General features: G+C 68.2%; 20 protein-coding genes. 9 read left to right on the top strand and 11 right to left on the bottom strand.

All coding sequences use genetic code 11. The features are described from left to right. Window positions 1–63 precede the first annotated feature (63 nt). On the bottom strand, window positions 64–1,170 hold the full coding sequence (corA, locus tag ACJH7A_RS09470) for a magnesium/cobalt transporter CorA (protein WP_406801835.1): 1,107 nt from the start codon (window positions 1,168–1,170) through the stop codon (window positions 64–66). 136 nt (window positions 1,171–1,306) lie between these two features. On the opposite strand from corA, the gene ACJH7A_RS09465 reads away from it, so the two are divergent. Continuing rightward, window positions 1,307–2,449, top strand: coding sequence for an NADP-dependent malic enzyme (locus tag ACJH7A_RS09465; RefSeq protein ID WP_406801842.1), 1,143 nt, complete (start codon window positions 1,307–1,309; stop codon window positions 2,447–2,449). Window positions 2,450–2,454: 5 nt separating this feature from the next. Then, window positions 2,455–3,315 carry a glycine betaine ABC transporter substrate-binding protein gene (locus ACJH7A_RS09460; RefSeq protein ID WP_212812611.1) on the top strand — a complete coding sequence of 287 codons (861 nt, stop codon included), beginning with the start codon at window positions 2,455–2,457 and terminating at the stop codon, window positions 3,313–3,315. Between the two features lie 283 nt (window positions 3,316–3,598). On the opposite strand, the gene ACJH7A_RS09455 is transcribed toward ACJH7A_RS09460, so the two are convergent. Both ACJH7A_RS09455 and ACJH7A_RS09450 read right to left on the bottom strand, forming a co-directional pair. Continuing rightward, complete coding sequence (locus ACJH7A_RS09455; RefSeq protein WP_318986604.1) at window positions 3,599–4,429, bottom strand: SDR family NAD(P)-dependent oxidoreductase; 831 nt, start codon at window positions 4,427–4,429, stop codon at window positions 3,599–3,601. A 29-nt stretch (window positions 4,430–4,458) separates the two neighbouring features. Next, complete coding sequence (locus ACJH7A_RS09450) at window positions 4,459–5,295, bottom strand: SDR family NAD(P)-dependent oxidoreductase (protein ID WP_318986603.1); 837 nt, start codon at window positions 5,293–5,295, stop codon at window positions 4,459–4,461. Between the two features lie 242 nt (window positions 5,296–5,537). Between ACJH7A_RS09450 and ACJH7A_RS09445 the strand changes: the two genes are divergently transcribed. Both ACJH7A_RS09445 and ACJH7A_RS09440 read left to right on the top strand, forming a co-directional pair. Beyond that, on the top strand, window positions 5,538–6,449 hold the full coding sequence (locus ACJH7A_RS09445) for a TIGR04222 domain-containing membrane protein (RefSeq protein ID WP_406801834.1): 912 nt from the start codon (window positions 5,538–5,540) through the stop codon (window positions 6,447–6,449). After that, entirely contained in the window at window positions 6,446–7,561 is a 1,116-nt protein-coding gene (locus ACJH7A_RS09440; protein WP_406775651.1) for a DUF692 domain-containing protein, read from the top strand. The genes ACJH7A_RS09445 and ACJH7A_RS09440 overlap by 4 nt, the downstream gene beginning before the upstream one ends. Here ACJH7A_RS09440 and ACJH7A_RS09435 read toward each other — a convergent pair. Together ACJH7A_RS09435 and ACJH7A_RS09430 are read right to left on the bottom strand one after the other, a co-directional pair. Then, window positions 7,536–11,207, bottom strand: coding sequence for a multifunctional oxoglutarate decarboxylase/oxoglutarate dehydrogenase thiamine pyrophosphate-binding subunit/dihydrolipoyllysine-residue succinyltransferase subunit (locus ACJH7A_RS09435; protein ID WP_406775653.1), 3,672 nt, complete (start codon window positions 11,205–11,207; stop codon window positions 7,536–7,538). The genes ACJH7A_RS09440 and ACJH7A_RS09435 overlap by 26 nt on opposite strands. A gap of 207 nt (window positions 11,208–11,414) precedes the next feature. Next, a complete protein-coding gene (locus ACJH7A_RS09430; RefSeq protein WP_212812605.1) occupies window positions 11,415–12,185 on the bottom strand; it encodes a hypothetical protein in 771 nt (256 codons plus the stop codon). A gap of 160 nt (window positions 12,186–12,345) precedes the next feature. On the opposite strand from ACJH7A_RS09430, the gene ACJH7A_RS09425 reads away from it, so the two are divergent. Together ACJH7A_RS09425 and ACJH7A_RS09420 are read left to right on the top strand one after the other, a co-directional pair. Continuing rightward, window positions 12,346–13,632 (top strand): multidrug effflux MFS transporter, encoded by a 1,287-nt coding sequence (locus ACJH7A_RS09425; protein ID WP_371824521.1) that lies wholly within the window; start codon window positions 12,346–12,348, stop codon window positions 13,630–13,632. Between the two features lie 185 nt (window positions 13,633–13,817). Then, window positions 13,818–15,569: an MFS transporter gene (locus ACJH7A_RS09420; protein ID WP_346416971.1), complete on the top strand. Its 1,752-nt coding sequence runs from the start codon at window positions 13,818–13,820 to the stop codon at window positions 15,567–15,569. 184 nt (window positions 15,570–15,753) lie between these two features. Here ACJH7A_RS09420 and ACJH7A_RS09415 read toward each other — a convergent pair whose 3' ends face one another. The 4 genes from ACJH7A_RS09415 to ACJH7A_RS09400 are packed head-to-tail and all read right to left on the bottom strand — an operon-like array spanning window position 15,754 to window position 21,676. After that, the gene (locus ACJH7A_RS09415; protein WP_346416934.1) at window positions 15,754–16,362 is read right to left on the bottom strand and encodes a hypothetical protein; all 609 of its coding nucleotides are present in this window, start codon (window positions 16,360–16,362) and stop codon (window positions 15,754–15,756) included. A 33-nt stretch (window positions 16,363–16,395) separates the two neighbouring features. Beyond that, window positions 16,396–17,748: an FAD-binding oxidoreductase gene (locus ACJH7A_RS09410; RefSeq protein ID WP_406775650.1), complete on the bottom strand. Its 1,353-nt coding sequence runs from the start codon at window positions 17,746–17,748 to the stop codon at window positions 16,396–16,398. After that, a complete protein-coding gene (locus ACJH7A_RS09405; protein WP_406775649.1) occupies window positions 17,745–18,260 on the bottom strand; it encodes a hypothetical protein in 516 nt (171 codons plus the stop codon). The genes ACJH7A_RS09410 and ACJH7A_RS09405 overlap by 4 nt, the downstream gene beginning before the upstream one ends. Further along, complete coding sequence (locus tag ACJH7A_RS09400) at window positions 18,257–21,676, bottom strand: TM0106 family RecB-like putative nuclease (protein ID WP_406775648.1); 3,420 nt, start codon at window positions 21,674–21,676, stop codon at window positions 18,257–18,259. Before ACJH7A_RS09400 ends, ACJH7A_RS09405 begins: the two co-directional genes overlap by 4 nt. Before the next feature lie 50 nt (window positions 21,677–21,726). Here ACJH7A_RS09400 and ACJH7A_RS09395 point away from each other — a divergent pair, with 50 nt between their 5' ends. Beyond that, complete coding sequence (locus ACJH7A_RS09395) at window positions 21,727–22,068, top strand: DUF2200 domain-containing protein (protein WP_406775647.1); 342 nt, start codon at window positions 21,727–21,729, stop codon at window positions 22,066–22,068. On the opposite strand, the gene ACJH7A_RS09390 is transcribed toward ACJH7A_RS09395, so the two are convergent. Beyond that, complete coding sequence (locus ACJH7A_RS09390; protein ID WP_212812598.1) at window positions 22,065–22,604, bottom strand: LppP/LprE family lipoprotein; 540 nt, start codon at window positions 22,602–22,604, stop codon at window positions 22,065–22,067. The genes ACJH7A_RS09395 and ACJH7A_RS09390 overlap by 4 nt on opposite strands. 111 nt (window positions 22,605–22,715) lie before the next feature. Here ACJH7A_RS09390 and ACJH7A_RS09385 point away from each other — a divergent pair, with 111 nt between their 5' ends. Together ACJH7A_RS09385 and ACJH7A_RS09380 are read left to right on the top strand one after the other, a co-directional pair. Then, on the top strand, window positions 22,716–24,647 hold the full coding sequence (locus ACJH7A_RS09385) for a DEAD/DEAH box helicase (RefSeq protein WP_212812597.1): 1,932 nt from the start codon (window positions 22,716–22,718) through the stop codon (window positions 24,645–24,647). Next, window positions 24,644–25,744, top strand: coding sequence for an acyltransferase family protein (locus ACJH7A_RS09380; RefSeq protein WP_406775646.1), 1,101 nt, complete (start codon window positions 24,644–24,646; stop codon window positions 25,742–25,744). Before ACJH7A_RS09385 ends, ACJH7A_RS09380 begins: the two co-directional genes overlap by 4 nt. On the opposite strand, the gene ACJH7A_RS09375 is transcribed toward ACJH7A_RS09380, so the two are convergent. Continuing rightward, entirely contained in the window at window positions 25,741–26,844 is a 1,104-nt protein-coding gene (locus tag ACJH7A_RS09375; RefSeq protein WP_406775645.1) for a DUF5685 family protein, read from the bottom strand. The genes ACJH7A_RS09380 and ACJH7A_RS09375 overlap by 4 nt on opposite strands. Window positions 26,845–26,890: the final 46 nt, after the last annotated feature.

Below are 26,890 nucleotides of genomic sequence, written 5' to 3'. Positions count from 1 at the left end.
GGCCCTGCGTGCCAAGCGAATTGCCGTCAGCGGCTACGGCGCGCGCTCATCGCCCGAGCTGAATTACAGCCAGTGGTTGTGGCGGAACGTCCGGTACAACGCCGTGCACACCAGCACCATCACCGTCAGCACGGCGAAATAGCCGTAATGCCAATGTAGTTCGGGCATGTTGTCGAAGTTCATGCCGTAGATGCCGGCGATCATCGTGGGCATCGCGGCGATGGCGACCCACGCCGAGATTTTGCGCATGTCCGCGTTCTGTTCCATCCCGACCTTGCCGAGCGCGGCCTGCACCAGTGAGCTCAGCATGTCGTCGAACCCGGTGATCTGATCGGCGGCCTGGCTGTTGTGGTCGTGGACGTCGCGGATGTAACGGCGGACTTCTTTGGAGATCAGGTCGTTGTGGTCGGACAGCAGTCGCTGCAGCGCCATCGTCAGCGGATTCACCGAGTGCCGCAGCTCGACCACTTCGCGCTTGAGCAGGTAGATGCTCTCGATGTCGGTCTGGGTGTGTGAGGAGAAGACGCTCTGTTCGATGGTGTCGATGTCGGTCTCGACCAGCGCGGTGACTTCGAGGTAGCTGTCCACCACATGGTCGGCGATGGCGTGCATCACCGCGTACGGCCCCAGCGTGAGGATGGTGGGCGACTCGTCGAGCCGGTGCCGCACACCGGCCAGTCCGCTGTGCTCGCCGTGCCGCACGGTGACGACGAAGTCGGGCCCGACGAACACCATGATCTCGCCGGTCTCGACGATCTCGCGGGCGTTGGCCACCGACTCGTGCTCGACGTAGCTGACGGTCTTGAGCACCAGGAACAGCGTCTGGTCGTACCGTTCCAGCTTGGGGCGCTGATGGGCGCAGACCGCGTCCTCAACAGCCAGTTCGTGCAGCCCGAAGACGTCGGCGACGGCCTGCATCTGGTGCTGGTCCGGCTCATGCAGCCCGATCCACACAAACGCCTCCGCCCCGGCCGCGCGCAGTTCGCGCACCTTGGACACCGCGGCGCCGTGGGTGTATTTGCCGGGGAGCCGTGAGCCCATGGAGTAGACGCCGCAGTCCACCGTGGCGCGGGCGACCGGCACGTGGATGGAGCTGGCATCGGGGCCGCTAGGTGGCTTTTTCGGGGCCTGCCGGAAGTTCGAGGGCTGGAGTGCGCGGAACGAGGGCATGCGGCTGACCTCCCGTGGGGCGGACTTTCTGAACCAATAGGCCAGTGGCAAATGCTACGCGTAACCGGCGGGTAGCTTTTGTGTGAAGTAGCCTGACGCGGTGTCAGATAAGTCAGGTGCTGTGCGCACACCCCAGGTGGTCATCGATGATGCGGAAATTTTCGCCGCCCACGAAGGGGGCAAGCTCTCCGTAGCCCTCAACGAGCCGCTGGATACCCAGCGTGCGTTGTCGATCGCCTACACCCCCGGCGTCGCGCAGGTCAGCCGTGCCATCGCGGCCGACGCGACCCTGGCCAAGAAGTACACCTGGGCCAACCGCCTGGTCGCGGTCGTCAGCGACGGCAGCGCCGTGCTGGGCCTCGGCGATATCGGCCCGGCGGCCTCGCTGCCGGTCATGGAGGGCAAGAGCGCCCTGTTCAAGACCTTCGGCGGCCTCGACTCCATCCCGATCGTGCTGGACACCAAGGACCCCGACGAGATCGTCGAGACCCTGATCCGGCTGCGTCCGACGTTCGGCGCCGTCAACCTGGAGGACATCTCCGCGCCGCGATGTTTCGAGATCGAGCGCGGCGTCATCGAGGCGCTGGACTGCCCCGTCATGCATGACGACCAGCACGGCACCGCCATCGTGGTCCTCGCCGCGCTGCTGGGCGCCACCAAGGTGCTCGAGCGCGACATGCACAACCTCAAGGTCGTGGTCTCCGGCGCCGGTGCGGCCGGTGTGGCCTGCACCAACATCATGCTGGCCAGCGGCATTCGCGACATCATCGTCCTCGACAGCAAGGGTGTCGTGCACTCCGGTCGTAACGACCTGAACTCCTTCAAGGCCGAACTCGCCGGCCGCACCAACCCCCGTGGCGTCACCGGTGGCATCGCCGAGGCGCTCGACGGCGCCGACGTCTTCCTCGGCGTCTCGGCCGGCCTGGTGCCCGAGGAATTCATCGCCGAGATGGCGCCCAACAGCATCGTGTTCGCCCTGTCCAACCCGGACCCGGAGATCCACCCGGATGTCGCGCGCAAGTACGCCGCGGTGGTGGCGACCGGTCGCAGCGACTTCCCGAACCAGATCAACAACGTGCTGGCGTTCCCGGGCGTGTTCCGTGGCGCCCTGGACGCCGGTGCCCGCCGGATCACCGAGGCCATGAAAGTGGCTGCCGCAGAAGCCATCTTCTCGGTCGTCGGTGACGATCTGTCGGTCGACTACATCGTGCCCAGCGCGCTCGACCCGCGCGTGGGGCCGGCCGTGGCGGCCGCGGTGGCGGCTGCCTCGCAAGCCTGAACACCATGAGCCGCCGGGTCGCGGCGGGCGGTGTGGCGCTGGCCGCACTGCTCACCGCGGCGACGGCGGGCTGCAGCAGCGGGCAGTCCGTGCCCGGGCCTCCGGCGTTGACCGTCGGCGCGGCACCGACCGCCGAGTCGAAACTGCTCGCGCATCTGTACTCGGCGGCGCTGGGGTACTTCGGTATCCCGACCCGGGTGCACCTGGTCCCGGATCCTGTTGCGGCACTTGACTCCGCCGATGTGACGGTGGCGCCCGGGCTGACCGGTGAACTGCTCGTCAGATTCGTCCCGCATGCCACGGCACGGGCCGACGAGCAGGTGTACCGGTCGATGATCTCGGCGCTGCCCGAAGGTGTCGCCGCCGCCGACTACACGGCGTCGGCACAGGACAAGCCGGCCGTCGCGGTCACCGCGGCGACCGCGGACCGCTGGGCCAAGCGGGATGTCGCGGCGCTGCCGGGGCACTGCGGCGGATTGTCCGTCGGGGTGGTGACGGGCGACGCGCATCCGGCTCGGGTGGGGGACTGCATCCTGCCGGCCGCTCGTGAATTCAAGGACAGCGCAAGCCTTTTCGACGCGTTGCAGGCGGGTGCGGTGACGGTGGCCTGGACCTCGACGGCGGCGCCCGCGGTACCGTCCGGGGTGACGGTACTGACCGACCGGACGTCGCTGATCCGCGCCGAGAACGTGGTGCCCTTGTACCGGCGCAATGTCCTGGCCGAGCAACAGGTGTTGGCGCTCAACGGAATTGCCGGCGAACTGGACACCGCGACGCTGACCGACATGATCGGTCAGGTCGACAAGGGTGCCGATCCGGCGGCCGTGGCGGGTGCGTGGCTGGCCCAGCATCCGCTGGACCACTAGCCGCGCGGGCAATCCGCGGTCAGGGGTTCACATGCCCTCGCGCTGCTCACCAGTAGTGGGTGAACCTGGTGCGAAGTTCGTGGTTTCAATCGCGGGGAGCAGTAGCCATTCTGATTGAAGCCACGCACCGTTCCGCGCCGCGAAACGTCCCTGGCTTCAACAACAACTCGCGGATCGTCGTCCCGGTTGCACTCAGGGACTTATCGCCGCGCCGCTGTTGGTGAACAAGTCCACTCCGTGTCTCGGCGCCCGAGGGCAGGAGTCGAACGACTGGGCCCGGGAGTCAACCGAGCTTCGGCAGCACCCGTCCGGCGATGGCCGCGAAGAGGCCCTGGTAGGCGCCCGACCCGGTGATGCGGACGATCACGTCGACGATCTTGGCGTCGGGCCCGACCAGCACCCGGGCGTGGCCCTTGCGGACCGACTCGAGAATGATCTGTGCGGCGCGTTCGGGCGTGGTCAGGGCCGCCCTGTCGAAGAGCTTGTTCAGGCCCGCGGAGTCGATGTCGGACGCCGCGGTCGAGTTGCGCACGATGTTCGTCTTGATGCCGCCGGGGTGCACCGTGGTGACCTTCACCGGATGCCCGGCGAGCTTCATCTCCTGGCGCAGCGCCTCGGTGAAGCCGCGGACGGCGAATTTGGCTGCGTTGTAAGCGGATTGGCTGGGCACCGCGAACAGGCCGAAGATGCTCGAGACGTTGACGACGTGCCCGTCACCCGAGGCGATCAGGTGCGGCAGAAAGACCTTGGTGCCGTTCACGACGCCCCAGAAGTCGACGTCCATGACCCGTTCGATGTCCTTGAACTGGCTGACCTCGAGATCACCGGTGAAGGCGATGCCGGCGTTGTTGTAGATCTGGTTGACCTTGCCGAAGTGCTTGACCACCTCGTCGGCGTAGAGCTCGAAGGCCTCCCGCTCGGCGACGTTGAGCCGGTCGGCTTTCACCGGCGCGCCGATGGCCTTGACCTGTTCCTCGGTCTTGGCCAGGCCCTCGGTGTCGATGTCACTGATCGCCAGCGACGCACCCGAGCGCGCCAGCTCGATGGCCAGCGCCTGACCGATACCCGACCCGGCTCCGGTGATCACACAGACCTTGCCGGCGAATCCCTCCATGACCGCTCCTTTGCGTTGGGTGGTGGGTGTCAGTGCGAGCGCGACGGCATCACGCGGGACGTGACGCGGGAGAACAGATCCTGGTATGCGCCCGAGCCGGTGGCCCGGATGATGAGGTCCAGCAGCTTGGCGTCCGGTCCGACGAGCACGCGGGCGTGGCCCTTGCGGACGGCCTCCAGGATGATCTTGGCGGCGCGTTCGGGCGTGGTCTTGGCCAGCTTCGCGTCGAAGGTCTTGGCCAGTTCCTTCGGGTCGATGCCTTCGACCGCGGTGGAGTTGCGCGCAATGCCGGTCTTCACGCCACCGGGGTGCACGGTGGTGACCTTGACGGGGTGGCCGGCGAGCTTCATCTCCTGGCGCAGCGCCTCGGTGAAGCCGCGGACGGCGAACTTGGAGGCGTTGTAGGCGGCCTGGCCGGGGACGGCGAACAGGCCGAAGACGCTCGAGACGTTGACGACGTGCCCGTCGCCCGAGGCGATGAGGTGCGGCAGGAATTCCTTGGTGCCGTTGACGACACCCCAGAAGTTGACGTCCATGACCCGTTCGATGTCCTTGAACTGGCTGACCTCGATGTCGCCGGTGAAGGCGATGCCGGCGTTGTTGTAGATCTGGTTGACCTTGCCGAAGTGCTCGGCGACGGCGTCGGCGTAGAGGGCGAAGGCCTCGCGCTCGGTGACGTTGAGGCGGTCGGCTTTGACGGGGGCGCCGATGGCCTTGATCCGCTCCTCGGTCTCGGCGAGGCCCTCCGTGTTGACGTCACTGATCGCCAGCTTGGCGCCCGAGCGGGCGAGCTCGATGGCGAGGGCCTGACCGATACCCGATCCGGCTCCGGTGACGACACAGACTTTCCCGGCGAAGCCCGACATGTTCACTCCCTTGTGGTCGATGCGCGTGCTGCTAGCGACAGTAGCCGGTACCGCCGGTGTCGGATAGCACCGGGTGGCGCTGCGAGAGCTGCGGTACCAAACGGTACCAAACCGCCCTCAACCTGTGAATCATGCTAGGAAATGGCCGGTGCGGGCCCATTTTCATCGACGCACGCCGCCCCTGCCGCGACGCTCGCTGCATTGCTTCTCTTCTTCGACCCGACGGCAGGGAGTTGATTCCGATGACAGCATCGTGGGGCCTGACCGGACCGCAGTTTCTGGGCGTCTATCTCGTCACGTATCTGCTTGCGCTGGCGTTGATGTACGGCTTCCGGGCCGTGTTGACGCGCTCGGGAACTGCGGAAACCGATGCCCCGAATCCGCGACCGCTACTGGACCCTTATGAGACCGCATATCTGGCCGGCGGGCCGGGCCGTACCGTCAGCACGGCGATCGCGAACCTGGCCTTGAGCGACCGGCTTCTGGTTTCCCGCGGCGGCACGCTCACCGTCGCCGCCGGCGCCACGCTGATCGACGACGTGGACGCTGCCGTCGCCGACGGCGTGTCCGCCACGCACCGCCGGAAGACGGCGATGAAGCGGCTGCGCAAGCATCCCCGGATCGTGGCGATCGGTGAGCGGTTGCGTGCCCGGGGCCTGCTTCTCGACAGCGGGTCGACCACCATCCTGCGGGCGTGTGCGCTGCTGCCGTGCGCGGTGTGGGTCGTCGGTGTGCTCCGGTTGATCAACGGCATCGAGCTGCACCACAAGGTCCTTCTGCTGTTCGTTTTCCTGGTGGCAACCGGTCTGTCGACACTCGTCCTGGTGCGCGCTTTCCTTGCCGATGCGGCACACCGCCCGTCCGCCGAAGGGCAACTCGCCCTGCAGGGCATGCGCAACCGGTATGAGTCCGGGGTGGCCCTGGCCGAGCCTGCGGCGGAGACCGGACGCACCGACGCGGCCCGTCAGGCACAGGTTGTCGGCGTCGCGCTGCTCGGTTTCGTCGCGCTGACCGACGACGATCTGCGTACCTCGTTGCTCGGCAGCGTCGGTGTCACGGGCGGCGGCGGTTGCGGCAGCGGCAGCAGCTGCGGCGGTGGTGGTGGGGGATGTGGCGGCGGTGGCTGTGGCGGCTGCGGCGGGTGCGGCGGATGACCACCGGAGCTCCCGGGCCTGCCGTCGGTATCGGCTGGCGGCCCGAGATCGACCTCACCATCGAGCGACTGCCCGGTGTCGAGTTCATGGAGGTGATCGCCGAAGGCATCCGGCCCGGCGCCCTGCCGGCTTCGCTGGAGGCGGTCCGTAGTCGCGGAATTCCCGTTGTGCCACATGGAATTTCGCTCTCGTTGGGCGGTGCGGAGCGGCCCGACCCCGCCCGGCTCGAGCACCTCGGCGCGTGTGCGGCGGCCCTGGGTGCCCCGTTGGTCAGCGAGCACATCGCCTTCGTGCGTGCCGGAAACCGCGAAGCCGGGCATCTCCTGCCGGTGCCGCGCAGCCGTGCCGCGCTCGACGTCGTCGTGGCCAACGTCCGGATCGCTCAGGACGCGTTGGCCGTCCCGCTGGCCCTCGAACACGTGGCGTCCGTCGTGTCCTGGCCCGACGACGAGTTCACCGAAGCGCAGTTCCTGTGCGAGATCATCGAGCGCACGGGCGCGCTCCTGCTGCTGGACGTGGCCAACCTGTACACGTCCGCCGTCAACTTCGGCGCCGATCCGATCGCTGCGCTCGATACGTTGCCGTTGGATCGGATCGCCTACGTCCACGTCGCCGGGGGAGCCTTGCGCGACGGCATCTGGCACGACACCCACACCGCCGACGTCGCCGAGCCGATCCTGGACCTGCTCGCCGAGCTCGCGAGCCGAACCGTGCTACCCGCCGTCATGCTGGAACGCGACGGCGCCTACCCGGCGCCCAGCGTGCTGGCTCGGGAGTTGGCCGCAATCAGGTCGGCTGTCGGACGAGTCGGCGATGACGTGGTACGGCCCTGGGCCGCGGGACCACAGCGGCGACCCGGTCGAGTGGGGGCCGAGCCGTCGGACCTCACCCGGAGTGCGCTGGCCGATGCCGAGGACACGCTGCTGCAGGCACTGCTGGGGCTGTCCGGCCCGCCGGCGGGATTCGATGCCGACCGTGTTGCGGTGGCCGGCGCTGCATTGGCCCACAAGCGAGCCCATACTCAGCCGAAAATGAGCTTGGGTGCGAAATTCCGGCGGAAGTTCGCACCCAAGCTCAGGTTCGACGCTACGGGGCGAACGCCTCGTCGATGATCGCCTGCTGCTCGATGGCGTGCACCTTCGAGCTGCCCGACGACGGCGCGCTCATGGCCCGGCGGGAGATGCGCTTGATGCCGGTCAGCTTCTCGGGCAGCAATTCGGGCAGGCTCAGGCCGAAGGTCGGCCAGGCGCCCTGGTTGGCCGGCTCTTCTTGCACCCAGAAGTACTGCTGCACGTTCGGGTACTGGTCCAGCGTGGCGTTGAGCCGGCGCTTGGGCAGCGGGTAAAGCTGCTCGATGCGCACGATCGCGATGTCATCGCGCTTGTCCTTGGCCTTGCGGGCCACCAGCTCGTAGTACAGCTTGCCGCTGGTGAGCAGCACCCGGGTGACCTTCGACCGGTCGCCGACGCCGTCTTCGTAGGTCGGCTCCTCGAGCACCGAGCGGAACTTGATCTCGGTGAAGTCCTTGATGTCGCTGACCGCGGCCTTGTTGCGCAGCATGGACTTCGGGGTGAAGACGATGAGCGGGCGGTGGATGCCGTCGAGACCGTGCCGGCGCAGCAGGTGGAAGTAGTTGGCCGGGGTCGACGGCATGGCGACCGTCATCGAACCTTCGGCGCACACCTGCAGGAACCGCTCGATGCGGCCCGACGTGTGGTCCGGGCCCTGGCCCTCGTGGCCGTGCGGCAGCAGCAGCACGACGTCGGACAGCTGGCCCCACTTGGCCTCGCCGGAGCTGATGAACTCGTCGATGATCGACTGCGCGCCGTTGACGAAGTCACCGAACTGGGCTTCCCACAGCACCATGGCGTCAGGGTTGCCCACCGAGTAGCCGTACTCGAAGCCCACCGCGGCGAACTCCGACAGCGCCGAGTTGTAGATCAGCAGCTTGCCGCCGGTCGGGGTGCCGTCGGTGTTGGTGGCCAGCAGTTGCAGCGGGATGAACTCCTCGCCGGTGACGCGGTCGATGAGCACCGCGTGCCGCTGCGTGAAGGTGCCGCGCTGCGTGTCCTGTCCGGAGAACCGGATCAGCCGGCCCTCGGCGACCATCGAGCCCAGGGCGAGCAGCTCGGCGAACGCCCAGTCGATCTTGCCTTCGTAGGCCATCTCGCGGCGCTTCTCCAGCACCGGCTTGACACGCGGGTGCACGTTGAAGCCCTCGGGCACCGCCAGGTGCGCGTCGCCGATGCGGGCGAGCAGCGACTTGTCGACCGCCGTCAGCAGGCGCTGCGGGATGGTCTGGTCGGTTTCCACCGACTCGCTGGGGGCGAGCTCGTGCTTCTCGAGCTCGCGGACCTCGTTGAAGACCCGCTCCAACTGGCCCTGGTAGTCGCGCAGGGCGTCTTCGGCCTCTTTCATGGAGATGTCACCACGGCCGATGAGGGCTTCGGTGTAGGTCTTGCGGACGCCACGCTTGGTGTCGATGACGTCGTACATGTACGGCTGGGTCATCGACGGGTCGTCGCCCTCGTTGTGACCGCGGCGGCGGTAGCACAGCATGTCGATGACGACGTCCTTCTTGAACGCCTCACGGAAGTCGACGGCGAGGCGGGCGACCCAGGCGCAGGCCTCGGGGTCGTCGCCGTTGACGTGGAAGATCGGCGCGCCGATCATCTTCGCCACGTCGGTGCAGTACTCGCTGGAGCGTGAATCCGTTGGCGCCGTGGTGAATCCGATTTGGTTGTTCACGATGATGTGGACGGTGCCGCCGGTGCGGTAGCCCTTGAGCAGCGCCAGGTTGAGGGTCTCGGCGACCACGCCCTGGCCGGCGAACGCGGCGTCGCCGTGCAGCATCATCGGCATGATCGAGAAGCGGCCGTGGGCGTCGCTGTCGTCGTGCTCGTCGCCGACGAGCAGGTCCTGCTTGGCGCGGACCAGGCCCTCCAGAACCGGGTCGACGGCCTCGAGGTGGCTGGGGTTGGCGACCAGCGACACGTCGATCTCGTTGTCGCCGAACATCTGCAGGTAGTGGCCGGTGGCGCCGAGGTGGTACTTGACGTCGCCGGAGCCGTGCGCCAGCGCCGGGTTCAGGTTGCCCTCGAACTCGCTGAAGATCTTCGAGTACGGCTTGCCGACGATGTTGGCCAGCACGTTGAGGCGGCCGCGGTGCGGCATGCCGATGACCACTTCGTCGAGGTTGTGTTCGGCCGCCTGGTCGATGGCGGCGTCCATCATCGGGATGACGGCCTCCGCGCCTTCCAGCGAGAAGCGTTTCTGCCCAACGTATTTGGTGTGCAGGAAGGTCTCGAAGGCCTCGGCGGCGTTGAGCTTGGACAGGATGTACTTCTGCTCACCGACCGTGGGCTTGTCGTGCTTGACCTCGACGCGCTCCTGCAGCCACTTCTGCTGCTCGGGTTCGAGGATGTGGGTGTACTCGACACCGACGTGGCGGCAGTAGGCGTCGCGCAGCACCGACAGCACATCGCGCAGCTTCATGAACTGCTTGCCGGCGAAGCCGTCGACCTTGAACTCGCGGTCCAGGTCCCACAGCGTCAGGCCGTGGGTGTTGACGTCGAGGTCGGGGTGGCTGCGGAAGCGGGTCTTGTCCAGCCGCAGCGGGTCGATGTCGGCCATCAGATGGCCGCGGTTGCGGTAGGCCGCGATCAGCTCGATGATGCGGGCGTTCTTGTGGGCGATCGAGTCCGGGTTGTCGATCCGCCAGCGCACCGGCTCGTAGGGGATGCCCAGCTCGCGGAAGATCTCGTCGTAGAAGTCGTCGTCGAGCAGCAGGTGGTGCACGGTGCGCAGGAAGTCACCGGACTCGGCGCCCTGGATGATGCGGTGGTCGTAGGTCGACGTCAGGGTGATGAGCTTGCCGACGCCGAGCTCGGCGATGCGCTCTTCGCTCGCGCCCTGGAACTCGGCCGGGTACTCCATGGCGCCGGCGCCGATGATGGCGCCCTGGCCGCGCATCAGGCGCGGCACCGAGTGCACGGTGCCGATGGTGCCCGGGTTGGTCAGCGAGATGGTGACGCCGCTGAAGTCCTCGGCGGTCAGCTTGCCGTCGCGGGCGCGCCGGACGATGTCTTCGTACGCGGCGATGAACTGGCCGAATTGCATTGTCTCGCAACGCTTGATGGCCGCGACGACGAGCTGGCGCGAACCGTCCTTGTTCTGCAGGTCGATGGCCAGACCGAGGTTGGTGTGCGCCGGTGTGACGGCCGTCGGCTTGCCGTCGACCTCGGCGAAGTACCGGTTCATGTTCGGGAACTGCTTGACGGCCTGGACGATCGCGTAGCCCAGCAGGTGGGTGAAGCTGATCTTGCCGCCGCGGGTGCGCTTGAGGTGGTTGTTGATGACGACGCGGTTGTCGATCATCAGCTTCGCGGGGATGGCGCGCACGCTCGTGGCGGTCGGCACGTCCAGCGACGCGTTCATGTTCTTGACGACGGCGGCCGCGGCGCCGCGCAGTGTCTGCGTCTCGGAGTCCTCTGCGGGCGCGGGTCCGGCGGCGGCCTTGGCGGGGGCAGCCTTGGCAGGGGCGGCCTTGGCAGGCGCGGCGGCCGGGGCAGCCGGAGCGGCAGGGGCCGCGGCGGGAGCCGGCGCGGCCGCCGGAGCCGCGGGTGCGGCGGCGGGCGCGGGGGTTGCCACGGTTACGGAATCCGTTGTGTCCGTGATGGGTTCGGGGTTGTAGTCACGAAGGAAGTCGTGCCAACTCGGGTCCACCGAGGACGGGTCCTCACGGAATTTGCGATACATCTCTTCGACCAGCCACTCGTTCTGACCGAATGGTGAAGGTGATGTGCTCACGGCCGCTATTCGCCTCGTTTCCTTCTGTCCGACGAGCGCCGGACCTCAGCCCGGCGTACCCGCCCTCTGTTGTGTTGGCGGTCGCCCGCCCCCGTGCCGCCTAAGGCTAACCCGTCGGCCGATTCCGCGGACGGCGGAAGCCCACCTATTGGTGGATCAATCTGCGGAGGGTTTGCTATCCCGCGCCTCGGGCAGCACGAGCAGCGTCTGGCGCCACCGCGCGGGGGCGGGCCCGAACGCCGCGCGGGCGTTCTCGATGATCTTCTTACTCATCAACCGGTTGCCGACGCCGCCGATCACCGCGCCGACGCCCACCGGCAGCAGCTTGCCGAAGGCGATGGCGCCGCGCTTGAGTGTGTACTTCTTCACGAAGAACTTCAGCAGCCGCGAATTCAATTGCGAGACAGCCGGTAGCGGTACGGTCGCCGCGCCGTCGGCCAGCCACGCGCCGCTGGTGCGGCCGGTGCCGAGCAAGTCTCCGATGGCGTGCTTGCCTTCATCACCGACGAGAACGGCGAGCACCAGCGCGCGACGACGCTCCCGCTCGGTGACCGGGATGCCGTGCACTTCGGCCACCGCGAGGGCGAACACCGCGGTCGCTTCGAGGAACACCACGGTCTCACCGGCAACCGCCGACATCGCGACGAGCGTGCCGATGCCGGGGAAGGCCGCGGCCGATCCGACGGCGGCACCGCTGGCCATGGTCGCGGCCATGTAGTGCTTCTCGAGCTTGGTGATGATCTCGGCCGGGGTGGCACCGGGGTTGTGCTCCCGTAGCCGGTTCACGTAGGCGGCCACAGCCGGCGCCTGCACCCGGGCCCCGCCCTCGAGGATGTGCGAGAGCGCCTTGGCGGCAGCGCCAGGGTTCTCGGTGTGGGCGTCATGCTTCACAGGCAACTGCCCCTTCATGCTGGAGCGAGCACTCATCGGCCGGCCTCTCCATCTCCGTACACAGGAATTCAGGCTAACGCGTGGTCAACGATCGGCGTGCCATCTGAGTGCCCGGCACCAGCTGAGCCGGCGATCACATCTGAATGCTGCCGATTTGCCGGGAAGAAAAAACCGGTATGCATTGCTAACCATATTCATGGCAGCATCGCCCCTTGTGGATCTGACAGCGGTAGGCGACGCGACCGACAGTGGCGTGCCCGCCGAGGCCCCGGAAGTACGTCCGGCGCCGAGCCGTACCCGGATGATCGTGGTGCTGGGCCTGTTGGTCGCACTCGGCCCGCTGACCATCGACATGTACCTGCCGGCGCTGCCCCGCATCGCCTCTGAGCTGGGGTTGTCGTCGTCGGTCGCGCAGCTGACGCTGACCGGGACGCTGGGCGGCCTGGCCCTCGGCCAGCTGATCGTCGGTCCGCTGTCGGACGCGCTGGGCCGTCGGCGCCCGCTGGTCGCCGGCATCCTGCTGCACATGGCGGCCTCGCTGCTGTGCCTGTTCGCGCCGAACATCGAGGTGCTGGGCATCGCCCGCGCGCTGCAGGGTGTGGGTGCCGCCGCGGCATCTGTGGTGGCCGTCGCTGTCGTGAGCGACCTGTTCGAAGAGTCGGTCGCGGCCGTCGTGATGTCGCGGTTGATCCTGGTCCTCGGCGTGGCGCCGGTGCTGGCGCCATCGCTGGGTGCGGCCGTGCTGCTGCGCGGTTCGTGGCACTGGGTGTTCGCCGCGCTCGCCGTGCTGGGCGGCGCGATCCTGGCGGTGGCGGTGCTGGCCCTGCCCGAGACCCTCGCGGTCGCCGACAGGCGCCCGCTGCAACTGCGCGCCATCCTGCGGACGTACGTCGAGGTGCTGAGCGATATCCGTTTCGTGGTGCTGGTCCTCGTCGGTGCCCTGGGCATGTCGGGCCTGTTCGCGTACATCGCGGGGGCCGCGTTCGTGCTGCAGGGCCGCTACGGCCTGGATCAGCAGACCTTCGCCCTGGTGTTCGCGGCCGGTGCCATCGCGCTGATCGGTTCCACGCAGTTCAACGTCGTGCTGCTGCGCCGGTTCGAGCCGCAGAAGATCGCTGTGGTCGCCCTGATCGCCGCGTCGGTGTTCGGCCTCGTGTTCGTCGCGCTGGCCGTACTGCATGTGGGCGGGCTGGCCGGTTTCCTGATCCCGGTGTGGGCCATGCTGGCCGCGATGGGGCTCGTGATTCCGAACACACCTGCCGTCGCGCTGGCTCGTCACCCGGATGCCGCCGGCACCGCTGCGGCCGCGCTGGGTGCCGCCCAGTTCGGGCTCGGCGCGGCAGTGGCGCCGCTCGTCGGCGCGCTGGGCAACGGTGAGTTGGCGCTCGCGGGCGTGATGACGACGGGCGTCGTGGTCGCCCTGTTCGCACTGCTGGCCGTCGGCGACAAGGGCGAATCGGGACACGAACGCCACCGCCATTAGGTCTGTGGTCGCGGCGCCGAACTGCTGACTTGTTCGGATCCGCGACTGTCCGTAGCGTCGAAGTCGAGACCGGCACATCGGCCGGCCACCAGACTTGATACCGACTGCATGCATACGTTGATTTCCGCCGGAGTTCGTCGGTGAGTGCTGCGCAAGTGAGTCGGCCGTGGCATGCCCTCTGGGCCATGATGTTCGGCTTCTTCATGATCCTGGTCGATTCCACGATCGTTGCCGTCGCCAACGTCGTCATCATGCAGAAGCTCGGCACCGACTACGACGGTGTCATCTGGGTGACCAGCGCTTACCTGCTGGCGTATGCGGTACCGCTGCTCGTCGCGGGCCGGCTCGGTGACCGCTTCGGGCCCCGCAATTTGTACCTGACGGGCCTGGCGGTGTTCACGCTGGCGTCGTTGTGGTGCGGTTTGTCCGGCAGCATCGGGATGCTGATCGCCGCACGCGTCGTGCAGGGTCTGGGCGCGGCGCTGTTGACGCCGCAGACCCTGTCCACGATCACGCGAATCTTCCCGCCCGAACGCCGGGGCGCGGCCATGAGCGTGTGGGGTGCCACGGCCGGGGTGGCGACGCTGGTCGGCCCGCTGGCCGGTGGCGTCCTGGTCGACCACCTCGGCTGGCAGTGGATCTTCTTCGTCAACGTGCCGATCGGCATCGTCGGCCTGGCTCTGGCCTGGGTGCTGGTCCCGCAGTTGCCGACCGAGCGGCACCGCTTCGACATCCTCGGCGTGGTGCTGTCGGGCGTCGGCATGTTCGGCATCGTGTTCGGCCTGCAGGAGGGGCAGACCCACGACTGGGCCTGGTGGATCTGGCTGGTGATCCTCGCCGGCCTGGGCTTCATGGCCGCCTTCGTGTACTGGCAGTCGGTCAACCCGGACGAGCCGCTGATCCCGCTCACGGTGTTCCACGACAACGACTTCTGCCTGTCCAACGTGGCCGTGGCCACCATCGGCTTCTGCGTCACCGCGATGATCCTGCCGGTGATGTTCCATGCGCAGGCCGTCCTCGGCCTGAGCGCGACGGAGTCGGCTCTGCTCACCGCGCCCATGGCGGTGGTGTCCGGGATGCTGGCGCCGCTCGTGGGCAAGCTCATCGACCGCCATCCGCCGCAGCCGATCGTCGGATCGGGCTTTTCGGCGCTGGCGATCGGGCTGACGTGGCTGTCGTTCGGGCTGACCCCCGATACCCCGCTGTGGCAGCTGGTGCTGCCGTTCATCGCCATGGGCATCGGCATGGCGTTCATCTGGTCGCCCTTGGCGGCCACCGCCACCCGCAACCTGCCGCCGCGGCTGGCCGGCGCCGGATCCGGCGTCTACAACGCGACGCGGCAGGTCGGTTCGGTACTCGGCAGCGCCGGCATGGCCGCCTACATGACGTCCCGGATCAGCGCCGAGATGCCGACCGGCGGACGGCCCGTCGCCGGCGAAGGCACACCGGTGACCCTGCCGCCGTTCCTGCACGAGCCGTTCGCCACCGCGATGTCGCAGTCGCTGCTGCTGCCGGCGTTCGTCGCGTTGTTCGGGGTCGTCGCCGCACTGTTCCTGCGGGGTCAGGCGACGGCGGCGCCGCTGGTGCGGCCCCGGACCTCCGTCCCGGAGCCGCCCGAGCCCAATTACTTTCCCGATGACGACGACTACGTCGAGTACACCGTCGACCGCACCGAGTTCGACGCCGTGGACGATTCCGACCCGTGGGACTGGTACGACGTGCCCGCCGAACCCGACGAGGACTACGCGCATTACGAGTCCGAAGCCGCCGACGAGCCGCGCACCTCACCTATCCCGATGCGCGTCGACCACTGGCACAGCCCGCGTCGGCCGGAGGTCATGAAAGCTGAGGCGCCTTCGGCACCGCGCCGGGGGCGGCATTACCGCGAAGACGACGAGGCCGACGACCCAGGCGTCTACGGTTTGCATTCGATGTGAGTCAAGATCGGTTCGCGAGCGTGCAGTCAGATCGCCGAAATCGCTGAATCGGTGATCTCTTCGCACGCTCGTGCCGCAGGATCGCCGCCAATCCATGCGAGTGTGCAATCAGTGCGCGTGGAACGGCAGATCTGTGATCTGTCCGCACACTCGCGGATGCCTCAGCGGCGGTCTCTGCGCGTGCTCAGTAGACGCGGCTGCCCTGCGCAGACAGCACGAAACCGTGGGTCTTCCGGTCCTGGCCCCAGGCCTCGCCGGGATTCTGGATTTCACAGGTGAGGGCGCCGTCGCCCGCCGTCGCGCACACTTCGTCGTTCTCGTCGACCGAGCCTTTGGCACCGGGGACGACGATCTTCTGGCCGGGGGCCAGCTCCCGGTAACTGGCCGGGTCGACGGGCACGCCACCGTTTTGCGTTTCCTTCTGCTTCACATCGGCCTGGCCGAAACTCGCCACGCTGCCGGCCGCGACTTCCACCTGGGTCACGTCCGCGGGTACGCCCGGCAGCTTCCCCCAGCACGTGATGCTGGAGTAGTACTGCCACGAGTTCGGTCCGTCGTACAGCTCGCAGTGCACGCCGCCGGCGGTCTTGAACCGGTACGACGACCAGCCGTAATGCTTGGGCCCCGCGTAATCGCAGACGTTCACCGCCGCGTAGCCGTCGAACCCGGTGATGACCGCGGGCGCGCGGCTCGGATCGGTGGTGCCGCAGGCCGGGGCGGCGTGGCCGTCGGGTGCTGAGGTGATCGCGAGCAAGGGCAGCCCGAGAGCAACAACCACGGCGAATCGGCGCACCATATTGACGCTACCGGAGCCTCTGGGACCGGATCAGCGGAACAGCACCGCGGGGTTGAGGTACCCGGTCGGGTCGAACGCCACCTTCACCGTGCGCATGGCCGCGACGTCGGCGTCGGTGCGCGACATGGTCAGGTAGTCGCGCTTGCGGGTGCCGACGCCGTGTTCGGAGCTGACGTTGCCACCGCAGTCGGCGATCAGGTTCATCATCGCGGTGTAGAGGGCTCGTTCGGTTTCGCCGGAGACGTTGCAGCGCACCAGGTTCAGATGCAGGTTGCCCTCGCCGATATGGCCGAACAGTACGGGGATGGCCTCGGGCGCGTGCGCTTCGGTGACCGCCACCGCCGCACGGGCAAACCGTGCGACCGAGGAAAGTGGCAGCGACACATCGAATTTCAGTGGCGGGCCATACCAGCCCAGCACCTCGCCGATGGCTTCGCGGACCTGCCACAGCCGCTGCTGTGCGCTGACGTCGACGCCCACCGCGGGTTCTCGGGTCAGCTCCGCATCGCCCAACACGTCGGCCAGAATGTCGGATTGGTCGGTGTCACCGGCCATTTCGACCAGCAGCTGCCAGGCGCCGCCGACGGCGGCGTGCACACCGAGGTGCTCCGCGGTCAGGGCGCTGGCACGCGTGTCGACCAGTTCCAGTGCCGCGATGCCGTCGGTGTCCCGGAGCCTTCGCCCGGTGGTGATCAGGGCGTCGAGGTCGTCGAACCCGGCCACCGCGGTCACCCGATGGGGCGGGACGGGGTGCAGCCGTAGGTCGAGGCCGGTGATGACCCCGAGCGTGCCTTCCGCGCCGACGAACAACGAGGTCAGGTCGTAACCGGTGTTGTCGCTGCGCACCTGGCTGTGCCGGTGCACCAGCGTGCCGTCGGGCAACGCCACCTCGAGGCCCAGAATCTGTTCGCGCATATTGCCGTAGCGCACGGTCCGCAGGCCGCCGGCATTGGTCGACGCCATGCCGCCGACGGTGGCCGAATCGCGGGACGCGAGGTCGACGCCGAACACCAGGCCTGCAGCGGTCGCGGCGCGCTGCACCGCGGCGCAGGTCGCTCCGGCGCCGACCCGGATGCGACGTTCCTCGGTGTCGACAGCTCCGACCGCCGACAACCGTTCGGTGGAGAGCAGAATGTCGTCGTGCTCGGGGACGGTGCCGGCCACGAGTGACGTCCGCCCGCCCTGCACCGTGACGCAGGCGCCCGCATCGCGGCACGCGCGCAGCACTGCGGCAACCTCGTCCTCGCTGCCGGGGCGGACCAGCGCCTGGGCCTGGCCGCGGTAGCGCCCGGTCTGGTCGACGACGCGTCCGGCGAGCACGTCGGGATCGGTCGTGACGTACCCGGTGCCGACGATCGATGCCAGCTGATCCAAGAGCGTCATGGCCGTGACACCGGCCGTCGACGGGCGATCTGGCCGGCGGCGTATGCGACAGCCGGTGGCGGGACGAGCGGCGCGGGGATGCCGATGCGGCCGGTCTTGGTCTGGAGGGTCACCATCGCGGCGGAGGGCCGGATGGCGATGACCGAACCCCAGTCGAGCGTCACCGTTCCGGTCGGGGTGGCCAGCATGAACCCCTGGTCGTTGAACCCGGAGGCCCACTGCGCGCCGGGAAACATGTTGTGGCCCAAGGCCCGATAGCTGCGGAACCAGGTCATCGTCGTGATGAGCCCGAAGAACACCAGCAGCAGGACGACCGCGATGCCGATGGCCGCCGGTATGGACCCGGCGCCGGCTGATACGAAAACGATGCCGACGACGATGATCAACCACAGCTGCCACCGGGTCAGGGCTCGCTGGGTGGAGAGCCACGTGAAGTGCCGGCGATCGGACGGTCCCGCGGTCCAGACGTGGTGAACGGGCGGCACCGGTATGCCCGGCTGCGGCATGGTCATGCGGTCACCGACAGGAACGCGCCGAGTTCGATCATCCCGTCCGGCGTCGAGGGGAGATAGTCGGTCAACAGCGCCGAGCGCACCACGTAGGCAGCGTATTTGGCGCGGCTGATCGCCACGTTGAGCCGGTTGCGGTTCAGCAGAAAGCCCATGCCGCGGGGCACCTCGGCGATGGACGACGCCGTCATCGAGACGAACACCACGGGGGCCTGCCGCCCCTGGAATTTGTCGACGGTACCCACCTGGACGTCACCGTAGCCCGCCGCGTCCATCTGCTCGCGCAGCAGTACCACCTGCGCGTTGTACGGCGCCACGATCAGAACATCTTCGGGGCCAAGGGTTTTCGTGCCATCCTCGTCGGTCCACTGCCTCCCCACGAGGCCGCCGATGGCGGTGATGATCGCCTCGGCCTCCTCGGGACTGTCGGTCGCATTGCCCTCGTGCTCGACGGTCATCAGGTGCACGCCGGGTTCGATACCGGCCAATCGCCGTGCGCCGCTGACACTTTCGGCCGCCAACAACCGGTTGTCGTAGGACAGTGCCGACACCGGGGCGCACACCGCCGGGTGCATCCGGTACGACACGTCGAGGAAATAGCCGCGTTCGGCGGGCAGGGTGTGGCGGCCCTCGACCAGCCAGCTCAGCGCCGACTCGTCGACCGGCTCGGGGTGGGTGCCCTGGCTGACCTGTGGCAGCTGCTGCGGGTCGCCGAGCAGCAGCAGATTGCTCGCCGCGGGTGCGACGGCGATGGTGTTGGCCAGGCTGAACTGGCCGGCCTCTTCGATGACGAGCAGATCCAGGCTGCCGCGCGGGACCCGGCCGTCGTTGGCGAAATCCCAAGCGGTGCCGCCGATCACGCAGCCGTTGTTGTCCTCGATGAAGCGCGCGTACTGGTTGTCCGGCACGTCGCTGAACGGTGCGCCCTCGGGGGCACGCTTCTTGCCGACGACCCGGCCGTCGACCCCGGCCTTGACCACGCTGCTCAGCACGTTCTCCACGACGGCGTGCGCCTGCGCCACGACGCCGATGCGCCAGTGGTCGAGGTTGACCAGGTCGGCGATGACCTTCGAGGCGGTGTAGGTCTTCCCGGTGCCCGGCGGGCCGTGCACGGCAAGGTACGAGGAGTCCAAATCCCGCAGGGCGGCGACGATATCGCGCGCTGCGTCGCCGGTGCGGGGGAGCGGGCCGGTGGACCGGGTGCGCGGGGCGGACCGCAGCAGGATGTCGAGCGGCGCATTGGGCGGCAGCGACGGCAACCCGGCGGCGAGCTCGGCAGCCGTCGTCTCGATCGAGGTCCGCAGCGGTTTGGTGTTCGGCGGCGGACCCGGCGTCAGGGCGAAGGGCAGTTGGCCGAACTCGTCGCCGTCCTTGCCGGTGCGGTGCACGATCAGCACCTCGGTGCCGTCCTCGTTGCAGTCCACCACCGTGGCGGTACCGGCGGCGCGGACGTCGGGATCGTCGGAAAGTCCTGCCGGAGAAGGTGGCTCGTAGAGTGCGAACACCTCGGCGCCGGGCCGGAGCGAGCCGGCGGCGATCTCGCCGCGCAGCAACACCTGGCGCTGCGGCTTGCGGGCCTTGGGCGGGATGTTCCAGTCGACGGCGACGTGCGGGGTTGCCGTGGACACGAAAACGTCTGTGCAGTCGGCCCATTCGTCCACCGGGTTGTTGAGCCGGTCGAAATGCTCCCACCAGAACGGCTTTTCCTCGCGCTGGTGGTATCCGCGGGCGGCCGCGATCATGGCGACGGCCTGCTGCTTGTCCGAGCGAGCCGTGGTGCCGTCGCCCGCGTACTTCGCCAGCGCACGCTGAGTGGCGTCGTCGGCCGGCGCGGCCGCCTCCGGTTGCGCGGGGCCACCGACTGCCGGGCCGCGCGGCGCGATGCCCGCGGCCCATGCCACGCCGAGCAGCCACTCGCGCAGCCGCAACGTGGAGCGGCAGTCGTAGTGGTTGTAGTCCTCGATCTCCTTGAGGACGGTCGCGGCTTCCTCGTGTTCGCCGGCCGCCTCGAGTTCGGTGTAGCGCGCGTACTGCGTGATGGAGTCGGTGGCCTTGGTGACCTCACCGACACGCAGCTCACCGCCCATGTACAGCGGCTCCAGGTACTTGATGCTGTAGCTCTCGGTCCCGACGCGAATACTCTTGCGCACCAACGGCAGCAGGTCGACCAGCACACCGCTGCGCAGCAACTCGTCCACCTCGGCCTCGCCGACGCCGTAGCGCCCGGACAGCCGCAGCAGCGTGCTCTTCTCGTAGGCCGCGTAGTGGTAGATGTGCATGTTCGGGTACCGCTTGCGTTGCTTGCGTACCAGCGCCAGGAAATCGATGAGCGCCTGCCGTTCACTGGTCCGGTCGTGCGCCCACAACGGGTGGAACTGTCCCGTCGCGGTCAGGGTGCCCCACAGGTATTCCAGGCCCCAGTCCCGGCCGTTCTCGGTCCACAGCGGGTCGCCTTCGTAGTCGAAGAACAGGTCGCCGCGGTCGGGTTCGGGCAGCGCGGTGAGTGGCTGTGGGTCGATGACCTCGAACTGCGGCTTGTCGTCGATCGGCGGCGCGACCTGCAGCCGCGCCTGCCCGACGAGATTGGCCACGATGCGCGACGAGAGCCCCGGCACCGCGCCGCTGTGCTCGGCCAGCTGGTGCATGGTGGTGATGCCGGCGTCGAGCAGCCGGGCCCGCTGGCTCACCCGCATCCCGGCCACCAGCAGCAGGTCGTCCCGCTCGCGGACTTGGACTTCGCAGTCCTCGCACTGGTGGCAGGCCCGCAGCGTGGGCGTCTCCCAGGACACCGGTGTGCCACCGGTGCGGTGCTCGTCGAGCAGCCGCTGCAGCGCCGCGCGCCGCGGCAGGTAAACGGGAAGCAGCTCGGCCACCGGATAACTGGCGATGGTGCCGTCGCCGAGCACCAGATCCACCTCGGGGGCCACCGGCACGCCGGCCTGTGTCAGCGCGTCGGCGTAGGCCGCCAACTGCAGCAGCGCCTCGACCTTCACCGACCGGGCCAGTTTCGTGTCCCGCAGGCGGTAGCGGCCGTCCTCCAGGATCAGGAAGTCGGCGAATCCCAGGAAACGGCCGTCGAACATCGCGGCCTGATAGATCACCGGTGCCCGGCGGTCGACGGCGGCCCGGGTGGCTTCGGCCGCGGCCAGCAGCCCGGCGACGGTGTACGGCCGCGGCCGGCCGATCATCGTGACGTTGTCGCCGGACGCCTCCCGCAGCTGCTCCAGATGCCGCTGCTCATGCGCGTCACCCAGTTCGGCGGTGCGGGCCAGCAGGTCGTCGTCCACGACGGCCTTCGGTCCCCAGCCCAGCAGCCCGTCGAACCGGCGCAGCAGCGCGTACTCGCAGCGCGCCGCGGCCGCGAGATCCGACGCGCTGTAGATGACCGGCGCAGCGTGATCGGTCGGACTGAGGAACACGTCGCCACCATATGGCAGCCCGCCGACAGACCGGGGTTACCTTGGCTGGAGTGAGCAGGATTTTCACCACGAGCGTCGCGTCGGTCTATCCCCACTACGTCAACAAGGTGGAGAAGAAGGGGCGCACGACCGCCGAACTCGACCAGGTCATCTGCTGGCTGACCGGATTCGACCAGGCCACCCTGGCCGAGCACCTGAAAGCAGAGACGACGTTCGAGGACTTCTTCGCCGCGGCGACACTGAATCCGAATGCCACCCTGATCACCGGTCTGGTGTGCGGCGTCCGCGTCGAGAACGTCGAGGACCCGTTGATGCAGAAAATCCGCTACCTCGACAAGCTGGTCGACGAACTGGCCAAGGGCAAGGCCATGGAGAAGGTGCTGCGCGGCTAGTGCGTGTTGCCGATCAGCTCGACACCGTTGCCGTTCCAGTGGAACCGCACGATGCTCTTGAGCCCGCTGGCCGGGTTGGTGTAGCTCAGGGCGACGGTGTCGCCGGTGGTCTGGGCGAGGTCGATGCCGTTGAACCCGTAGGTGTCGGGCACCCCGGTCGGGATCAACTGGCCCAGGTGGAACATCACGGCGCGGGTGTTCGGCTGTTCGGCGTTGGTGTTCGCTTTCACAATCACCACCGACAGTGGTGCGCACTGGTTGTAGTTCCCGGCCAGCGGTTCGGGGCTCCAGCCCTGCTTGCTGCGCGGGTCGGCCGGCAGCGTCGACACCGCTTTGGCGATATCCGGCGCCGTGAGGCTGACGGCGCAGGGGTCTGCCGGGGCCGCGCTGGTCTTCGGACCTGCGGCGACGGTCGGCGCGGCGGTTTTCTTGGCGGCGGCCGGCGCGGTCGGCTCGGGGGTCTTGGAGGCGGTGGAGTCACCCGACCCACAGGCGGACAGGCTTGCCGCCGCGAGTGCGGCCACCGCGATCGTCATCAGTTTCGGTTCGGCGCAGCGCACCCGGCCACCCTATAAGGCGGACCAGGGGGAGTCCGGTCAGCCATGCTGGGCGTACCTGGCCTGATAACCCTCTAGACTCCTTGCATAATGACGACGTCTTCGCCCGAGGCCGACCCGGATTCGGGCGGCCCCAACACCACAGCTGATCCCGCTTCAGAAACCTCCGCCGAGACCGGCGCCGAGGTCACTTTCGCCGACCTGAACATCCGTCCGGAGGTGCTGCGGGCACTGACCGACGTCGGCTACGAATCTCCGTCGCCCATCCAGGCCGCGACCATCCCCGCGATCCTGAACGGTTCCGACGTCGTCGGCCTCGCCCAGACCGGTACCGGCAAGACCGCTGCGTTCGCGGTGCCGGTGCTGTCCAAGATCGACCCGGCGAGCCGCAACACCCAGTGTCTGGTGCTGGCCCCGACGCGTGAACTCGCGCTGCAGGTGGCCGAGGCGTTCAGCAAGTACGGCGCGCATCTGAACGTCAACGTACTGGCGATCTACGGCGGCTCGTCCTACACGCCGCAGCTCGCGGGCCTCAAGCGCGGCGCGCAGGTCGTGGTGGGCACGCCGGGCCGCGTCATCGACCACCTGTCGAAGGGCAGCCTGGATCTCTCGCACCTGGACTACCTGGTGCTCGACGAGGCCGACGAGATGTTGCAGATGGGCTTCGCCGAGGACGTCGAGCGCATCCTCGCCGACACCCCCGAGTACAAGCAGGTCGCGCTGTTCTCCGCGACCATGCCGCCGGCCATCAAGAAGATCACCGCCCGGTACCTGCACGACCCGGTCGAAGTGACCATCAAGGCCAAAGCGCAGACCGCCGAGAACATCACGCAGCGCTACATCCAGGTGGCCGGCCCCCGCAAGATGGACGCCATCACCCGGCTGCTCGAGGTCGAGCCGTTCGAGGCGATGATCGTCTTCGTCCGCACCAAGCAGGCCACCGAGGAAGTTGCCGAAAAGCTCAGGGCCCGTGGCTTTTCCGCGGCCGCGATCAACGGTGACATCCCGCAGGCCGTCCGTGAGCGGACCATCAACGGGCTCAAGGACGGCTCGATCGACATCCTGATCGCCACGGACGTCGCGGCGCGCGGCCTGGACGTCGAGCGCATCTCGCACGTGCTGAACTACGACATCCCGCACGACCCCGAGTCCTACGTGCACCGCATCGGGCGCACCGGTCGCGCGGGTCGCTCGGGCACCGCGCTGCTGTTCGTCACCCCGCGCGAGCGGCACCTGCTCAACTCGATCGAGCGCGTCACCCGCAAGAAGCTCATCGAATCCCAGCTGCCGTCGGTCGACGACGTCAATGCCCAGCGCGTGGCGAAGTTCCGCGATGCCATCACCGACTCGCTCAGTGCGCCGGGCATCGAGCTGTTCCGCCGCCTGATCGAGGACTACGAGCGCGACAACAACGTGCCGCTCGCCGAGATCGCGGCGGCGCTGGCGGTGCAGACGCAGGGTGGCGAAGAGTTCCTCATGAAGGAGCCCCCGCCGGAGAAGCGGCGCGAGCGTCCGGACCGTGACGACCGCGGGGACCGTGGCGATCGCGAGCGCAAGCCGCGCTCGACGCGCGACGACCTGGCCACCTACCGCATCGCGGTGGGCAAGCGGCACAAGGTGATTCCGGGTGCCATCGTCGGCGCGATCGCCAACGAGGGCGGTCTGAACCGCAGCGACTTCGGGCACATCAGCATCCGGGTGGATCACTCACTGGTCGAGTTGCCCGCCAAGCTGAGCAAGGACACGCTCAAAAAGCTGGAGAACACCCGCATTTCGGGCCAGTTGATTCACCTGGAGCTCGACAAGGGTGGACGTTCCGGCGGTTACGAGGATCGTGGCGGACGCCCCGACCGGGGTTCGTACTCGGACCGCGGTGGTCGCCAGGACCGCGGCTCGGACCGGGGTTCGTACTCCGACCGTGGTGGCCGTCAGGGCGGACCGCACAAGGGCCGGGGTCGTGATGACGACCGGCGCGGTGGACACGGCGAAGGTCGAGGAGAGGGCAAGCGTAAGTACAAGTGACCCGGGTTGATTCGCTCACCGGGGTTCGTGCTGTCGCCGCTCTGCTGGTGGTCTTGACCCACGCGGCGTTCACGACCGGTAAGTACACCCAGACGTACATCGGACTGATGTACTCGCGCGCGGAGATCGGTGTGCCGATCTTCTTCGTGCTGTCGGGCTTCCTGCTGTTCACCCCGTGGGTGAAGGCGCTGGCTCGGGCCGATGCCGAAAAGCCTTACGACGCACCGTCGGTGCGGCGTTACGCGTGGCACCGGGTGCGACGGATCATGCCCGCCTACGTGGTGACAGTGCTGGCAGCCTACGCGCTGTACCACTTCCGGACCGCCGGCCCCAACCCCGGACACACCTGGCTGGGGCTGCTCCGCAACCTCACGCTGACCCAGATCTACACCGACAACTACCTGTTCTCCTGGCTGCACCAGGGCCTCACCCAGATGTGGAGCCTGGCGGTGGAAGTTGCTTTCTACGTTGCCCTTCCGGTGTTGGCCTACCTGCTGATGGTGGTGCTGTGCCGGCGGCAGTGGCGGCCGGGCCGGCTGCTGGGTGCGCTGGGCGTCTTTGCCGCGTCGAGCCTGGCGTGGCTGACGCTGGTGCACACCACGGATTTCCTGCCCGACGGCGCCCGGCTCTGGTTGCCGACCTACCTGATCTGGTTCGTCGGCGGCATGCTGCTCTCGGTGCTGTCCGTGATGGGGGTGCGGGCCTACGGATTCCTGTGCATCCCACTGGCTTTGGTCTGCTACCTCATCGCGTCGACGCCCATCGCCGGCGCCCCGACGACCTCGCCCGCCACGCTGCCGGAAAGCCTGTGGAAGGCGGTGCTCTACGCCGCCATCGCCACGCTGGTCGTCGCGCCGCTGGGCCTGGGGAACCGCGGTTGGTACGCGTGGCTGCTGGGGAGCCGGCCGATGGTCTTCCTCGGTGAGATCTCCTACGAGATCTTCCTGGTGCACCTGGTCATCATGGAACTGGTCATGGTCGAGGTGATGCGCCAACACATCTGGACGGGGTCGACCTTCGCGTTGTTCACCTGGACGATGCTGTTCACGATCCCGGTGTCGTGGCTGTTGCACCGGTTCACGCGGGTGCGGAACTAGGAACAGTCGCAGCAGTCGCAGCAGCCATCGCAACAGCAGCCGTCGCAGTCACAGCAGCCGTCGCAGTCGCAGCAACAGCCGCTGCAGTCGCACGCGAAGCAGCCGTCGAACCAGCCGGCCTTGCGCTGGACCTTCTCCTCGGGATTCTCTTCGCCCGTTTCGATCCCGACCACGTCGTCCAGCGGAGCTTCGCCGAATGACGCGACCGGTGGCTCGGCGTCGGGCGGTACCTCCGTCGCCCGGTATCCCGCGTCGCTGAAGGTCCGGGACACGGCCCGCCGCAACTCGCGCGTCAGCAGCCGGTGCACCAGCCGCCCGTCGGTGAACTGCACGTCGGCCAGGGCCAGCTCGATGCCGAGCACTGCGTCGTCACACATGGTCCGGACGTCGGCGATCGGTGTCGCGGTGGCGGCCACCGGATTCCATTTTCCGTGCACCTCGTCGTCGTGCAGATCCTCGACCGCGTCGAGCAGGTGCGCGACCCGCCCGAACAACTGGCCGACGTCGTGCAGCGGCGCGACATTCGCCGGCCGGCCGGCCAGGATCGCGGTGTGGCCGAACGCCGCGGCGACGGACGTCTCGGTGGGTTCGGTGACCGCGAGCAACGAACCACCCGGTGCCGCAGCGGCTTCCAGCGCCGCCTGCCGCCCGATCGCTGCCATCAGCACGCCGGTATCGAAGCCCAGCGCGGTACCGACATCCGTGCCTTGGCGCTCCCACCGGTCGGCGATCCGTCGGGCCGCGGGCCGCACTCCTGCCGCGGCGAACACCCCGTCGCCGTCATCGACGTGATCGCGCACCCGTGCCGCCGCGAGCACCAGGGAGACGACGGCCGCCAGCCGAACTGATTCGCCTACCGCGACGTCGGCCTTGCGCATGCCGCGCAGCGGACAGCGGCCGGCCTCCCGGCGGCCGGGCGCCGCGGTGGACTGCGCCTCCACCAACGCCGACACGACGAGGCCGTCGTAGTTGGTGGCGACTCGGCCGCCCTGACCGTAGTCATCGCGAAGCGCGAGACAGAGCCCGCACAACTGGGCGGTCCAGACGGCCGCAAGTTCCTTGCCGAGCCGATGCCGGCAGGGCCGGAGGATGCCGAACACGGCTCGAAGATAGCTTTGGCCAGCACAAACCGCAGGCAATCAACCA

Origin of the sequence: Mycobacterium sp. SMC-17, assembly GCF_045310915.1 — a bacterium.
Classification (GTDB): Bacteria; Actinomycetota; Actinomycetes; order Mycobacteriales; family Mycobacteriaceae; genus Mycobacterium.
Note: the sequence above shows the minus strand (reverse complement) of the source record. Positions and strands in the feature narration are given on the sequence as shown.